The organism is Streptomyces sp. MA5143a (assembly GCF_900290235.1).
GTDB lineage: Bacteria > Actinomycetota > Actinomycetes > Streptomycetales > Streptomycetaceae > Streptomyces.
Window position 1 is genome coordinate 132,812 of the sequence record NZ_OLMK01000009.1, and the last position, 14,722, is coordinate 147,533.

A 14,722-nucleotide genomic window follows, 5' to 3' on the forward strand; every position below is an offset into this window, starting at 1 on the left:
GAGGAGAAGCTGGTCGACTACCTCAAGAAGGTCACCGCCGAGTTGCAGGAGACCCGTCGGCAGCTTCGCAACGCCACGGCGGCGAGCCGTGAGCCGATCGCCATCGTGGGCATGGCATGCCGCTATCCCGGCGGAGTACGTTCCCCCGAGGACCTGTGGCGGCTGGTCCTGGAGGAGCGGGACGCCATTTCCGGATTCCCGACGAACCGGGGCTGGGACATCGAGGGTATCTACGACCCCGATCCCGACCGGCCCGGGACCTGCAATGCCCGTGAGGGAGGCTTCCTGCACGACGCCGCCCTGTTCGACGCCGAGTTCTTCGGGGTCTCGCCCCGGGAGGCGCAGGCGATGGACCCGCAGCAGCGGCTGCTCCTGGAGACCGCTTGGGAGGCGTTCGAGCGCGCCGGGATCGACCCGACCTCGCTGCGTGGCAGCGACACGGGCGTGTTCACCGGAGTCGTGCACCACGACTACGCGACCGCTCAGGTGCCGGACACGCTGGAGCCCTATCTCGTCACCGGCCTTTCCGGGGGCGTGGCCTCGGGCCGCATCGCGTACACGTTCGGCTTCGAGGGGCCGGCGGTGACGGTGGACACCGCGTGCTCGTCGTCGCTGGTCGCCCTGCATCAGGCGGCGCACGCGCTGCGCTCCGGGGAGTGCGGGATCGCGCTGGCCGGCGGAGTCACGATCATGGCGACACCACGCGCCTTCCTTTCCTTCAGCCGACAGCGGGGTCTGTCGCCCGACGGCCGGTGCCGGGCGTTCGGTGCCGGGGCCGACGGCACGGGCTGGGCCGAGGGTGTGGGAATGCTGCTCGTCGAGCGGCTGTCGGACGCCCAGCGCAACGGCCACCCCGTTCTCGCGGTCCTGCGCGGGTCGGCGGTGAACCAGGACGGCGCCTCCAACGGACTCTCGGCTCCCAACGGCCCGTCCCAGCAGCGGGTGATCCGCAAAGCCCTGGCCCATGCGGGGCTCGCGGCGCGGGACGTCGACGTCGTCGAGGGCCACGGCACCGGCACGAAGCTCGGAGACCCGATCGAGGCCCAGGCGCTCCTGGCCACGTACGGCCAGGAACACGACGCCGGCCTGCCCCTGTACCTGGGGTCGATGAAGTCGAACGTGGGTCACACGCAGGCCGCGGCCGGAGTCGGCGGAGTGATCAAGATGGTCGAGGCGATGCGGCACGGCATCCTGCCCAAGACCCTGCACGCGGACGAGGCCACGCCGCACGTCGACTGGTCTGCGGGAGCGGTGGAGCTCCTGACAAGCCGACGCGCATGGCCCGAGGCGGGCCGGCCCCGCCGAGCGGCGGTGTCCTCGTTCGGAATCAGCGGCACGAACGCCCATGTGATCCTCGAAGCGCCGCCCAAGACTGATGAGCAGGTCATCATCACCGACACAGCAGAAGGGCCCGCCGTCAGCCGCACCTTCGCCGGCCCGACCGGCGAAGGCCCTCGGGACGCCGCACCGTCCCCGGTGCCCTGGCCGCTGTCCGGGCGGGACGCCGGGGCGCTACGGCAACAGATCACGCGCCTGCGGGCTTCCGCCGAGGCGGCGCCGAACGACACCCTGGACGTGAGTTACACGCTCGCACGGCGCGCGGTCTTCCGGCACCGGGCGGTGCTCCTCCGGGGCGGCGCCACCACCCGGGAGATCCTCGGCACAGCGCGGCCGGGCGGCACAGCGCTTCTCTTCTCCGGCCAGGGCAGCCAATACCTGGGCATGGGACGGGGACTGTACGAGGCCCATCCGGTTTTCGCGGAGTCGTTCGACGCGATCGCGGAGCACACCGGGCTGCCCTTGCAGGACGTGGTCTTCGGCGCCGTGCAGGACGGCGTCCTCGACCAGACACGCTATGCACAGGTGGCCCTCTTCGCGGTGGAGGTCTCCCTGTACCGGCTGATACGCAGCCTGGGCGTCGACGTCCACGCTGTCGTGGGCCACTCGGTGGGCGAGGTGGCCGCGGCCCATGTGGCCGGTGTGATGTCCCTCGAGGACGCGTGCCGCCTGGTGGAGGCACGGGGCCGTCTGATGCAGGCGCTGCCGCAGGGCGGCGCCATGGCGGCGGTGGAGGTCTCCGAAGGCGAGGCGTCGGCGGCACTGGCAGGCCTGGAGGACCGGGTGGCACTGGCGGCGATCAACGGCCCCGGCTCCGTCGTGCTGTCCGGCGAGGAGGTCGAGGTCCAAAAGCTCGTGGATGCCTGGCGCGAACGAGGCGTGCGGACCCATTGGCTGACGGTCAGCCACGCCTTCCACTCGCCGCTGATGGACCCGATGCTGGCGGAGTTCCGTCGGGTCGTGGCAGGTCTCGAACTGCACGAACCCGTGCTGGCCGGTCTGCCTGCCGAGGTGGTGGACCCTGAGTACTGGGTACGGCACGTGCGCCGCCCTGTGCGCTTCGCCGACGCCGTGGCACGGGCACGCGAGTCCGGCGCCGTACGCTGGCTGGAGGTGGGACCGGGCGGCGTCCTGACCGCCCTGGCGCAGCGGATCGTGCCCGCCGACGAGGAGCAAGTCTTCGCGGCGGCACTGCGCACGGATCGCCCGGAGACCGAATCGCTCCTGATAGCCCTGGCCCAGGTGCACGTCGACGGCGGTACGGTCGACTGGAGCCGGCTGACGGAGGGGCGCGGCACGCTGGTAGACCTCCCCACGTACCCCTTCCAGTACCGGCCCTACTGGATCGAGGACCACCTTCCCACGACGACGGCCCCCTCGCCGTCCGCAAACCCGTCCCTCGACCACCAGGCCGACGACGCGACCGGAAGCCGGTCGGGCGAGGCGGACGGAGGCGGAGCGGTCGGACCTCTCGCCGGTCTGACGGGCGCCGAACGGCTGGCCGCGGTGACGGAGCTCGTACGGACCGGGGCCTCCGAGATCCTCGGTCACACCGGCACGACCATCACGGCGGACCGTACCCGCCAGGAACTGGGCTTCGACTCGCTGACCGCGATCGAGCTGCGCAACAGGCTCAGCCGTACCCTGGGTCTCCGACTGCCCGCCACGCTGGTCCTGGACCACGAGGACCTGGCCTCCGTCGCGGCCTTCATCGACGCCCGCCTGGAGGATGTCTCCTCCGGACGATGCGCGGACGACGGCCAGTTCGGGGTGGACGGTTCCGGGCTGCTCACGGAGCTGTTCCGGGAGTCGGCCGCAGCCGGGCGTATCGAGGACGCCGTGACGCTGACCGAAGCCGCCGCACGGATGCGGAAGACCTTCACCGACCCCGAGGACCCCGCCGTTCGGCGCGTTCCGGTCTGGCTCGGGCGACGGGCGGCCCGCCCCACGGCCGTATGCCTGCCCTCCTTCAGCGCGATAGCCGGCGTGCACGTGTACGCCCGCTTCGCGGACGGGTTCAGCGACGCGTGGAAGGTGGCGGCGTTGGCTCACCCGGGGTTCTTCCCGGGCGAGCCGCTGCCGGGTTCGGTGGAGGCCCTGGCGGAACTGCACGCGCGGACGATCCTCGAGATGGCGGAAGGAGCCCCGCTCCTGCTGATCGGCCGCTCCGCGGGCGGTTGGGTGGCTCACGAGGTGGCAGCCGTCCTGGAGCGGATGGGTGGGACACCCACCGGCGTCGCCCTTCTCGACACCCCCGCGGGCGGGGACGACCCGCGGGGGCACGGAGTGATGGTCGGCGGCATGCTGGAGCGCGACAGTCGGCTCGTCACGATCGACGACTACCGGCTGACCGCGATGGGGGCCTATGCGCGTCTCTTCCGCGACTGGAAGCCCGAACCGATCGCGGCCCCCACCCTGCTGGTGCACGCCGCCACGCCGTACGGGACCGACGAAACGCGGATCGCCTCCTGGCATCTCCCTCATGAGGTCGCCGAGGTGTCGGGTGATCACTTCACCATGCTGGAGGATCACTCCACGACCACGGCCGAGGCGGTGGAGAGGTGGGCGAGGTCATTGATGTGACACGGCGACGGCCGCGGCAGAACCGGGGGCGGCCCGGACGTCGGTCAGGGACCAGCCCGGCACCGAGGCCGGTTCCGGCCCCATCCCGACGTATGTCCGCCCGAGTCCACCGCCCAGCCCCTTTCCCGTGCCCTTCAGGTACGCCTCCTCGCGTGCCCGGCAGCGGGTGAACGCCGCCGACCGGGTCTTGGGGGCCAGCAGGGCGAACTCCCCCGTAGCGCGGACAGGCATCCCTGACGAACGCCACGTCGTGTGCCTGAATCCCCAGGTACCGCCCGAGCGGACGCCGCAACCCGCCGTGCGCGGCGAGATACCGCGTCCGGTGGTCCTCTCGTGTCAGTGCCTTCCACCGACGCCGTTCCTCGGCGTCGAGGAGGCCTTAGGCATCAGTGTCGTCCCCCGCCCTCAACAGCCAGAGCGCCACCGTTCCGGCGGCGAGCGGCGGCACGTCCGACTCCGGCATGCCGCCGCTCCGTAACGCCTGTAGGGGCCCGATCTCGATGGTCATGCCCGTCAGTCCGCACCGATGAGCCGAACACACGCGAAGAATGAGGAATGACGGATGCTCGACGCCTTGCAGTGCGTCCGCTACGAGAAGCGCGATCGCGTCGCGTACATCACCCTGGACCGTCCGCAGGTGCTCAACGCCATGAATCTGCGGATGCACGCCGAACTGGCTGCGGTCTGGGACGATTTCGAGGCCGATGACGACATCTGGGTAGGTGTGCTCACCGGAGCCGGCGAGCGGTCCTTCTCCGTGGGGCAGGACCTCAAGGAGCTGGTCCGCCGGGTCGACGAGGGCACCGCCACATCGACCTTCGGCAGCCGGGACAAGCCGGGCTGGCCCCGGCTGACCGAACGGTTCTCGATGTTCAAGCCGCTGATCGCCCGGGTGAACGGTTACGCCCTCGGCGGTGGCTTCGAGCTGGCCCTGGCCTGCGACATCGTGATCGCCGCGGAACATGCCCAGTTTGCGCTGACCGAGGCGAAGCTGGGCCTCATCGCGGGTGCGGGAGGCTTGTTCCGGCTGACCAGGCAGGCGCCCTTCCGGGCAGCGATGGGACACCTGCTGACCGGCCGCCGCATGACCGCGGCGCGCGCGTACGAACTGGGCCTGGTCAACGAGGTGGTGGCGGCCGACGAGTTGGACGCCTGCCTGACGGGCTGGATGGAGGACGTACTCAGCTGTGCGCCGCTGTCCCTGCGCGCCGCCAAGGAGGCCGCGACCGTCTCAGCCACGATGCCGCTGGACCGCGCGTTCGCCACTCGGTACGCGTGGGAGGAGCGGCGCATGCACAGCCAGGACGCACTGGAAGGCCCACGAGCCTTCGTCGAGAAGCGCCCCCCGAAGTGGACCGGAAGCTGACCGAGCCGGACCGGATGGCACCGAGCGCAGTCCAGCCACCTGACCGTCGACGCGTATGCAGACACCGCCCAATGGAAGGTCCTTTCCCATGCCTCTCGACTCCCTGCCGGACTCCGGACGGGCTCCCGCGCCACAACAGAGCGTTGAGGAGTTCATCGACTCGGCCCCCATGGGGCCGCGACAAAGGCTCATCGCCCTGCTCGGCCTCGCGGTGATGGTCGCGGAAGGCCTCGACATCACCATCGCGAGCTTCGTCTACCCCCATGTCATGCATGACTGGGGCACGCCGATGAGCGCGGTGACCACGGTCGTGACAGCCGGGGTGCTGAGCATGGCGATCGGGGGCGCGGTGGCCGGACCGTTGGCCGACCGGTACGGGCGCAAGGGCGTGACCACAGCCGGAATCCTCGTCTTCGGCACGGCCACGGCGGCGATGGCGCTCGCCCCCGGCATCTGGATCTTCGCGCTCCTGCGCGTCGTGGCGTGCGTGGGACTGGGCGCCGTTGCCCCGGGCGTCATGGCGATCGTCGCCGACTCGACGCCGGCGGCTCGCCGCGCACCGGTCGTGGCCCTCGCCTTCTCCGGCATCGCGGCGGGGACGGTCGCAGGGGGATTTCTCGCATCAGCGGTCATACCGGGCCACGGCTGGCCGGCTCTCCTCGCTGTCTGCGGTCTCGCTCCCCTTCTGCTCGTCCCGCTTGTCGTGGCCTGTATTCCGGAATCGGTGAGCGTTCTCATCGCACGCGGACGACCGGTCGAGGAGATTTACGCGAGCCTTGCCCTGCTGGTGCCGGGCCGGGACGCCTCCGACGTCGGTCTGACGCATGCCCAGCGCGACGAGCCGGAACCAACTCAGAAGCTCAGCGTGATCGTGCTGTCCCGCTCCTACGCGCTGACCACGCTTCTGATCTGGCTCTGCTACTTCGCCCTGCTGGGCGTGGTCTATCTCCTCCTCAACTACCTGCCGCTCATGGCAGCGGGCGCGGGACTGACAGCGTCGCGCACAGGGGCCGTCGTCGGGCTGTTCGGCGCGGGAACCCTGTGCGGACAGCTCCTCGCGTCGCTCGGCCTCAGCAGGTACGACCGCTTCCGCGTCCTCGCACTCGCGACGGCGCTCAGTGCGGTCGCCGTCTGCGTCGCCGCGGCCGCGGACACGGGGCATTCTGGGATGTTCGTCCTCGTCTTCGTCCTCGGAGTGTGCCTGGGCGCTTCCATGGGCTCTCTCCAGGCAGTCGGGGCACTGGCCTACCCGGCGACGCTGCGCGCCACAGGCATGGGATGGATGAGCGGCGTCGGCCGCGTCGGCACGCTCGCCAGTGGCCTGCTCGGCGGCATCATGATCAGTGCAGGATGGGGCATCTCCGGAATCTTCTACGTCCTGTGCGCCCCGCTCGCCCTCACCGGCGCGGCCGCGTTGCTGCTCCGCAACGAGGTGCGCCGACCGGTTCGTAGCCTGCCCCGGCGGACTGGCCGTGCGACAGAGGTGAAGGCTGACTGACGGAGCCCACGGCGGCGGTCCAGCCAGAGATCCCTCCCCGACTGTCACGCTTGGTTACTATGCTCACTTCATGCCAGAGGTCGCAAGCAACGGCTGCATCGCTTTGGGGTGGCCATGGAATACAAGGCAAGTAGGCGATAGGACCTTAGGAAATGTTGAGAGAGGTCGCCGCGACCCGCTACATCGCACCCCTGCGCTCTGGCGGCTCCGTGCCCGGGCTCGTCGAGGCCGACGACCTGGGCACCTACGTCGTGAAGTTCACCGGCTCCGCGCAGGGCCACAAGGCGCTGGTCGCCGAGGTGATCGTGGGTGAGCTGGCCCGCGCGCTCGGGCTGCGGTTCCCGGAGCTGGTCCTCGTCCACTTCGATCCGGCGATCGCCGACGACGAGCCCCACCAGGAGGTGCGGGAGCTGCACGGGGCGAGCGCGGGACTCAACCTCGGCATGGACCATCTGCCGGGCGCGAAGGACTTCACCCCCGAGGTCGCCGAGGTGTTCCCCGTGGATCCGGTCGAGGCGGGCCGGATCGTCTGGCTCGACGCCCTCACCGTCAACGTCGACCGCACGGTCCACAGCTCGAACCTCATGGTCTGGCCCACCCTCGGCACCGTCCCCCCGCGGCTGTGGCTCATCGACCACGGCGCCGCCCTCGTCTTCCACCACCGCTGGGACGCCTCGGACCCCACGAAGGCGTACGACTTCCGGCACCACGCCCTCGGCCACTACGCACCCGACGTCCGGGCCGCCGACGCGGAGCTGGCGCCCAAGGTCACCGAGCGCCTGCTGCGGCGGATCGTGGCGGAGGTCCCCGACGCCTGGCTGGCCGCCGAGGACGGCTTCGCGACGCCCGACGCGGCGCGCACGGCGTACGTCGACTACCTCCACGCGCGCGTACGGGCCTCCGCGGCCTGGCTCCCCACGGACTTCCCCTCCCGGGAGGAACTCGCCGCCGAGGAGGCGCTCCGCGCGGCGAGGACACGGCGAGGCCGCCCGGACTGGCTCAAGCGGGTTCCCGACCTGCACGGCAAACCGGCGGCGGAACAGGATTGGTCGGTGCATCTCGGATGACGGACAGCGCGGGCATGACGGACAGCACGGGCATGACGGACGCGGCGACCGGCACGCCCCCGGCCCCCCGGCGCGTGTCGATCGAGTACTGCACCCAGTGCCGCTGGCTGCCCCGCGCGGCCTGGCTCGCCCAGGAGCTGCTCACGACGTTCGAGGCCGAACTGACGGAGCTGTCCCTGAAGCCCGGCACCGGTGGGGTCTTCGTCGTCCGGGTCGACGACGAGATCGTCTGGGACCGCCGCGAGCAGGGCTTCCCCGAGCCGACGGCGGTGAAGAGGCTCGTACGCGACCGAGTGGCCCCGGGCAAGACCCTGGGCCACTCGGAGCGGTGAGGTTTGGCGGGCCTCAGCCGCGCAGCCGCTCGTAGGCCGGCAGGGTCAGGAAGTCCGCGTAGTCCTCGTCGAGGGCGACCTGGAGGAGCAGGTCGTGGGCCTGCTGCCAGTGACCGGCGGCGAAGGCCTCCTCGCCGATCTCGGCGCGGACGGCGGCCAGCTCCTGGGCGGCGACCTCGCGGGCCAGCTCGGGCGTGGCCTTCACGGATTCTCCGGCGTGCTCGAACTCGACGCCCGCGTTGATCCACTGCCAGATCTGGGAGCGGGAGATCTCCGCGGTGGCCGCGTCCTCCATCAGGTTGAAGATCGCCACGGCGCCGAGGCCGCGCAGCCACGCCTCGATGTAGCGGATGCCGACCTGGACGGCGTTGACGAGGCCGTCGTAGGTGGGCCTGGCGTCGAGCGAGTCGACGGCGATCAGGTCGGCGGCCTCGACATGGACGTCCTCACGCAGCCGGTGCTTCTGGTTCGGCCTGTCGCCGAGGACCTTGTCGAAGGACTCCATGGCGATCGGCACGAGGTCGGGGTGGGCCACCCAGGAGCCGTCGAAGCCGTCGTTCGCCTCGCGGTCCTTGTCGGCGCGGACCTTCTCGAACGCGACCTTGTTGACCTCGGGGTCCTTGCGGGACGGGATGAACGCCGCCATGCCGCCGATCGCGTGCGCGCCGCGCTTGTGGCAGGTGCGGACGAGGAGTTCGGTGTACGCCCGCATGAACGGGGCGGTCATCGTGACCGCGTTGCGGTCCGGGAGGACGAACCGGGTGCCGCCGTCACGGAAGTTCTTCACGATGGAGAACAGATAGTCCCAGCGGCCCGCGTTCAACCCGGAGGCGTGGTCGCGGAGTTCGTAGAGGATCTCCTCCATCTCGTACGCGGCCGTGATCGTCTCGATCAGCACCGTGGCACGGATCGTGCCCTGCGGGATGCCGACGTATTCCTGGGCGAAGACGAACACCTCGTTCCAGAGGCGGGCCTCCAGGTGCGACTCCGTCTTCGGGAGGTAGAAGTAGGGGCCCTTGCCGAGGTCGAGCAGCCGCTGGGCGTTGTGCAAGAAGTACAGGCCGAAGTCGACGAGGGCCCCGGGCACGGGCGTGCCGTCGGCGTCGACGAGGTGACGCTCATTCAGATGCCAGCCGCGCGGGCGCATGACGACCGTCGCCAGCTCCTCGTTCGGGCGCAGCGCGTACGACTTGCCGGTGCGCTCGTCGGTGAAGTCGATGTTCCGGGTGAACGCGTCGGCCATGTTCACCTGGCCGAGGACGACGTTCTCCCAGGTCGGGGCGGAGGCGTCCTCGAAGTCCGCGAGCCACACCCGGGCGCCCGAGTTGAGCGCGTTGATGGTCATCTTGCGGTCGGTGGGGCCGGTGATCTCGACCCGGCGGTCGTCCAGGGCGGCGGGCGACGGGGCCACCTTCCAGGAGTCGTCGGCGCGGATCGCGGCCGTCTCCGGGAGGAAGTCGAGCGTGGAGGTGCGGGCGATCTCCGCGCGGCGTTCGGCGCGGCGGGCGAGCAACTCGTCACGCCGGGGCGTGAACCGGCGGTGCAGCTCGGCCACGAAGGCGAGGGCCGCGTCGGTGAGGATCTCTTCCTGGCGGGGCAGGGGCTCGGCGTCGACGATGGCCAGCGGGGACGGCGCTGGTGCGGACATGAGCTGTCACTTCCTTCAGCGGGCGTGGCACCGGGGGTCAGTCGACCCGGGTAGGGCGGGAGCGCCCACGGGTTCACCAGTGCGCTTCTGAACAGTGGATAGTAGTTTCCTCATGGTGGAAGTTCAATGTTTTGTTGATGTCGAGATTCTCCGGGTCGAGGCAAGGTGGCGCCGGGTGCCACTCCGCTCACGCACCGCTCATTCGAGATGGGTGAGGTCGGCCTCGGTGTCGATGTCGTACGGCCGTGCCACGTCCCCGCACTCGACGAGCGTGATCTCCTCCGCGTGCGCCTTCAGGTAGGCGCGTGCCCCCCGATCGCCGGTGGCAGTCGCCGCGATGCCGGCCCAGTGCCCGGCGCCGAAGAGGACGGGGTGGCCCCGTTCCCCGTCGTAGGCGGCGGCCACGAGCGCCTGGCCCGCGCCGGCCGGTTCGTACGCGGCGAGCACCCGGGCCACGGCCTCCGGTCCGATGCCCGGCTGGTCCACGAGCGACACGAGCGCCGCCTCGGCACCCGTCCCGGCGAGCGACTCCAGTCCCGTCCGCAGCGACGAGCCCATGCCGTCGGCCCACCGCGGGTTGTCCACCAGGACACAGCCGGGCAGTTCGGCCCGGGCGCGTACGGTCGCCGCCTCCGCCCCCAGGACCACATGGATCCGTGAACAGCCGGCCGCCCGCAGCACCGCGACCGCGTGTTCGACCAGGGGGCGCCCACGGTGGGGGAGCAGCGCCTTGGGGCGTCCTCCGAGACGCCGCCCGCCGCCCGCGGCGAGCAGCAGCGCCGCGACACGAGGTGACGGGCCGCCGCCGTGTGCGCCCTGACCCGCGGGCCCTGTGTCGTCTCGGCCCGAGGGCCGTCGGTGGTCGTGTGCCATGCGCCCTGCATACCCGAACCGGCGTGCACGTGCCCGTGAACCGCGGATCGGTGACGCCCGTTGGACGGGGAATCCTTGGGGCTGAATTTCGGTCCTCGGTGTGGCGCTCGCCATAGCGTTGGCGTTTACTGGCCCGCGCCACCCCCGGCGGACGACCTGCGCCAGGGGCGGCCGGTCGTGCGACGGGGCGCGGCCGGGTCTCGCGCGCGACGGTGTGCGTGAGGGGGGAGAGCTGGGTTGCGGAGCTTGGGGCAGAGGCCAGTGACCGGCAGTGGCGAGGATGCGAGGGTGGCGGAGCTGCGGTCCGCCGTGTCCCGGTTGCGTCGTGAACTCGCCGCGCATCCCGCGGAGTTCCCGGACCGGGGCATCGCGGAGGACGAGTTGGCCGCGCTGGCGGCGATGGTCGTGAGCGGCCTGCCCGAGGTCCCGCGGTTACGACGGTCCCTGCTGCTGATCGCGGGGGCGATCGGATCGGTCAGCGCGCTCGCGCGAGGGCTGGCGGAGGTCCGCACGGCGGTCGACCTGTTCGGCGAACCGCCGGGCCGGTGACTGCCCGGCCGGTGACTGGCCGACCAGTGACTGCCCGGCCGGTGACTGGCGCGCCGGTGGCCACGGGGCCCCCTCACCGATGGGCCGCCTCCTGGCCGGCCGTCACTCCTCCGGTTCCCAGGCGCGGAGCAGGTCGAGGAGCCCGGCGTCCCCGTCTATCCGCACGGCGTCCGCCGCGACGCGGTCGTACAGGAAGAGGACCAGCTCGCCGGCCGTACCCCGGACGGAGACGCCGGCCGCTTCCGGGCCCTCGTCGACGGCGGTGACGGGCAGGCGGTCGGAGCGTGCGCCGTCCCCGTCGACCGTGAGGCGCCAGGAGGAACCCTCCGTGGCGTGGAAGTCGAAGGTCGCGGGCTTGTGCGGCCAGGGGGCCGTCGTCGCGCAGCAGGTGGAGAGGAACTCGTCGACGCCGTCGAGCGCCACCGTGTCCGGCAGCGGTCGCGGAGCCCCCAGGGTGACCTGGACGTCGTAGGTGTGGACGGCGGTCTCCTGGACCCGGTGCCGGGCGACGCCACCGGAGGTGCGCGGCGACTGCGACGCACTCCACCACGTCCAGCAACCGGCGTCCGGGCCGGCCTCTCGCAGCGCGCCCAGCAGCAGCTCGGTCGACGCGGCCAACCAGGCCGACAGGGCCTCGGGTTCGCGCGGCGCGGCCAGGGCGGCGCGCTCGACGACGGCCTCGGCCGCCGGAGCGTCAGCGGGTCCCGCGGCGACGAGGGCGGCCCAGAAGCGGTCGCCTCCGCCCAGGTGCTGCGCCAGGTCGAACAGCGTCCACTCGGGACAGGTCGGCACCCGCGCGTCGAGGTCGGACGCGGCGGCGACCGCGCCCCGGAACGCGATCGACCGTTCGTCGATCAGCCGCAGCAGGTCGGAGAACTCAAGTGTCATGGCCACATCGGGTATCTACCACCGAACCCCGGCGCCCGGACAACGATTTTCGGCGGCGGCCGCAGGGCCGTTCCTTCCAGGGGTGCGAGGCTGTGGCCCATGCGGCTCCGCCGCGTGGGCGCACGCGCCCGGCCCTCAACTCCCCGTGTTGGCGAGCGCCTCCGACAACTCCACCGCCACCTGGCGCAGCACCGGCACGATCCGTTCCGTCGCCGCCTCGGTGACCCGCCCCGCCGGACCGGAGATGGAGATCGCGGCGGCGGTGGGGGAGTCGGGGACGGAGACGGCGAGACAGCGGACGCCGATCTCCTGCTCGTTGTCGTCGACGGCGTACCCCAGGTCGCGCACCTCGGCGAGCGCGGCGAGGAAACCGTCGGGGGTCGTGATCGTCTTCTCCGTCGCGGCGGGCATCCCCGTACGGGACAGCAGGGCCCGGACCTCGTCGGCGGGAAGGTCGGCGAGCAGGGCCTTGCCGACACCCGTGGAGTGGGGCAGCACGCGGCGGCCGACCTCCGTGAACATCCGCATGGAGTGCTTGGACGGCACCTGCGCCACGTACACGATCTCGTCGCCGTCGAGCAGGGCCATGTTCGCCGTCTCGCCCGTCTCCTCGACCAGTCGCGCCAGATAGGGGCGGGCCCAGGTGCCGAGCAGCCGGGACGCCGACTCGCCGAGGCGGATCAGGCGCGGGCCGAGGGCGTAGCGCCGGTTGGGCTGCTGGCGCACATAGCCGCACACCACCAGGGTGCGCATCAGCCGGTGGATCGTGGGCAGCGGCAGCCCGCTGCTCGCGGACAGCTCGCTGAGGCCGACCTCGCCGCCGGCGTCCGCCATCCGCTCCAGCAGGTCGAAGGCGCGCTCGAGGGACTGGACGCCGCCGCTCGACGAGGACGACCTGGTGGAGTCGGTGGTGCTGGCGCTGGACGTCGGCACGGCGCGGGTCCTTTCACGAAGGCGGGCGAAGTCGCAGCCTACCGGGCAGTTCGTTGACTGCTCGCTTGCGCGTCACTATGTTCTGCCTGACGGAATTCTTATTCCGAGTTGTGAAAATGTCCAGAGCGGCGGGGTGTGGAGCAGAGTGGGGGAGGGGGCCCTTGACGGGGCCCGACCTGGAGTGAAGACTCCTTCAACGGAACGTTGAATTCCGTTACGTGGAAGTAAATCCCGCGGACGCGGAAGAGAAACGACGGCAGGACGAGAGGGGTCCGGGTGTCCGACGCTGAACTGGTGCTGCGCTCGACGCGGGTCATCACGCCCGAGGGAGCGCGCCCCGCCTCGGTCGCGGTCGCGGACGGCCGCATCACGGCCGTCCTCCCGTACGACGCCGACCTGCCCCCCGGCGCCCGTCTGGAGGATCTCGGCGACGACGTCCTGCTGCCGGGCCTGGTCGACACCCATGTGCACGTCAACGATCCGGGCCGTACCCACTGGGAGGGCTTCTGGACCGCGACACGGGCCGCGGCCGCCGGCGGCATCACCACCCTCGTCGACATGCCCCTCAACTCCCTGCCGCCGACCACGACCGTCGACCACCTCCGTACGAAGCGGGAGGTCGCCGCCGACAAGGCGCACATCGACGTCGGCTTCTGGGGCGGCGCGCTGCCCGACAACGTCAAGGACCTGCGCCCGCTGCACGACGCCGGCGTCTTCGGCTTCAAGGCGTTCCTGTCCCCGTCCGGTGTCGACGAGTTCCCGCACCTCGACCAGGAGCGGCTCGCCCGCTCCCTGGCCGAGATCGCGGGCTTCGGCGGACTGCTCATCGTGCACGCCGAGGACCCGCACCACCTCGACACCGCCCCCCAGCGTGGCGGCCCCCGGTACGCCGACTTCCTCGCCTCCCGCCCGCGCGACGCCGAGGACAGCGCCATCGCGGCCCTCATCGACCAGGCCCGACGGTTCGACGCCCGCGTCCACGTCCTGCATCTGTCCTCCAGCGACGCGCTGCCGCTGATCGCCGCCGCCAAGGCCGACGGCGTACGGATCACCGTGGAGACGTGCCCCCACTACCTCACCCTGACCGCCGAGGAGGTCCCGGACGGGGCGAGCGAGTTCAAGTGCTGCCCGCCGATCCGTGAGTCCGCCAACCAGGACCTGCTGTGGCGGGCGCTCGCCGACGGCACGATCGACTGCGTGGTCACCGACCACTCCCCGTCCACGGCCGATCTGAAGACCGACGACTTCGCCACCGCCTGGGGCGGTATCTCGGGCCTCCAGCTGAGCCTCGCCGCGGTCTGGACGGCGGCCCGCGAACGCGGCCACACCCTGGAGGACGTGGTCCGCTGGATGTCGACCCGCACGGCCGGCCTCGTCGGCCTCGACCACAAGGGCGCCATCGAGGCGGGCCGCGACGCCGACTTCGCCGTGCTCGCCCCGGACGAGACGTTCACCGTCGACCCGGCGGCCCTCCAGCACCGCAACCGGGTGACGGCGTACGCGGGCCGGACGCTGTACGGCGTCGTCAGATCCACCTGGCTGCGCGGCGAACGCATCGTCGCCGACGGCGAGTTCACCGCGCCGAGGGGACGGCTCCTCACCCGCACCCCCTGATCCACTCCCGCACCCGCAGCGGCCCACGACCGA

Annotated in this window: 12 protein-coding genes and 1 pseudogene; 7 read left to right on the top strand and 6 right to left on the bottom strand. The window is 71.4% G+C overall.

Translation table 11 applies throughout. From position 1 onward, the window contains the following. Positions 1-9 precede the first annotated feature (9 nt). A pseudogene (locus SMA5143A_RS03125) lies at positions 10-3,921 on the top strand (type I polyketide synthase); the annotation flags it as partial. Here the strand turns inward: SMA5143A_RS03125 and SMA5143A_RS43685 are convergent. Continuing rightward, the gene (locus tag SMA5143A_RS43685; RefSeq protein WP_258193258.1) at positions 3,910-4,152 is read right to left on the bottom strand and encodes a hypothetical protein; all 243 of its coding nucleotides are present in this window, start codon (positions 4,150-4,152) and stop codon (positions 3,910-3,912) included. The pseudogene SMA5143A_RS03125 and the gene SMA5143A_RS43685 sit on opposite strands and share 12 nt — an antisense overlap. Before the next feature lie 148 nt (positions 4,153-4,300). Further along, complete coding sequence (locus SMA5143A_RS43690; RefSeq protein ID WP_258193259.1) at positions 4,301-4,429, bottom strand: hypothetical protein; 129 nt, start codon at positions 4,427-4,429, stop codon at positions 4,301-4,303. A gap of 54 nt (positions 4,430-4,483) precedes the next feature. Here SMA5143A_RS43690 and dpgD point away from each other — a divergent pair, with 54 nt between their 5' ends. From dpgD to SMA5143A_RS03150, 4 genes are all read left to right on the top strand, one after another. Next, positions 4,484-5,287 (top strand): enoyl-CoA-hydratase DpgD, encoded by an 804-nt coding sequence (gene dpgD / locus SMA5143A_RS03135; protein ID WP_107461283.1) that lies wholly within the window; start codon positions 4,484-4,486, stop codon positions 5,285-5,287. Between the two features lie 88 nt (positions 5,288-5,375). Further along, a complete protein-coding gene (locus SMA5143A_RS03140) occupies positions 5,376-6,785 on the top strand; it encodes an MFS transporter (protein ID WP_181361695.1) in 1,410 nt (469 codons plus the stop codon). Between the two features lie 152 nt (positions 6,786-6,937). Then, complete coding sequence (locus SMA5143A_RS03145; protein ID WP_107461285.1) at positions 6,938-7,852, top strand: HipA family kinase; 915 nt, start codon at positions 6,938-6,940, stop codon at positions 7,850-7,852. Positions 7,853-7,866: 14 nt separating this feature from the next. Beyond that, the gene (locus tag SMA5143A_RS03150) at positions 7,867-8,184 is read left to right on the top strand and encodes a SelT/SelW/SelH family protein (protein ID WP_375136448.1); all 318 of its coding nucleotides are present in this window, start codon (positions 7,867-7,869) and stop codon (positions 8,182-8,184) included. A gap of 13 nt (positions 8,185-8,197) precedes the next feature. Here SMA5143A_RS03150 and aceB read toward each other — a convergent pair whose 3' ends face one another. Next, entirely contained in the window at positions 8,198-9,832 is a 1,635-nt protein-coding gene (gene aceB / locus SMA5143A_RS03155; RefSeq protein WP_107461286.1) for a malate synthase A, read from the bottom strand. Positions 9,833-10,030: 198 nt separating this feature from the next. Next, positions 10,031-10,705 carry a nucleotidyltransferase family protein gene (locus SMA5143A_RS03160; RefSeq protein ID WP_107461287.1) on the bottom strand — a complete coding sequence of 225 codons (675 nt, stop codon included), beginning with the start codon at positions 10,703-10,705 and terminating at the stop codon, positions 10,031-10,033. A 261-nt stretch (positions 10,706-10,966) separates the two neighbouring features. Here SMA5143A_RS03160 and SMA5143A_RS03165 point away from each other — a divergent pair, with 261 nt between their 5' ends. Continuing rightward, positions 10,967-11,254: a DUF5955 family protein gene (locus SMA5143A_RS03165; protein WP_107461288.1), complete on the top strand. Its 288-nt coding sequence runs from the start codon at positions 10,967-10,969 to the stop codon at positions 11,252-11,254. A gap of 102 nt (positions 11,255-11,356) precedes the next feature. On the opposite strand, the gene SMA5143A_RS03170 is transcribed toward SMA5143A_RS03165, so the two are convergent. Both SMA5143A_RS03170 and SMA5143A_RS03175 read right to left on the bottom strand, forming a co-directional pair. Continuing rightward, a complete protein-coding gene (locus SMA5143A_RS03170) occupies positions 11,357-12,142 on the bottom strand; it encodes a maleylpyruvate isomerase family mycothiol-dependent enzyme (RefSeq protein WP_107461289.1) in 786 nt (261 codons plus the stop codon). A gap of 135 nt (positions 12,143-12,277) precedes the next feature. Then, positions 12,278-13,075, bottom strand: coding sequence for an IclR family transcriptional regulator (locus SMA5143A_RS03175; protein WP_099967676.1), 798 nt, complete (start codon positions 13,073-13,075; stop codon positions 12,278-12,280). A gap of 276 nt (positions 13,076-13,351) precedes the next feature. Between SMA5143A_RS03175 and allB the strand changes: the two genes are divergently transcribed. Beyond that, a complete protein-coding gene (gene allB, locus SMA5143A_RS03180) occupies positions 13,352-14,689 on the top strand; it encodes an allantoinase AllB (protein WP_107461290.1) in 1,338 nt (445 codons plus the stop codon). The last annotated feature ends 33 nt before the right edge of the window (positions 14,690-14,722 follow it).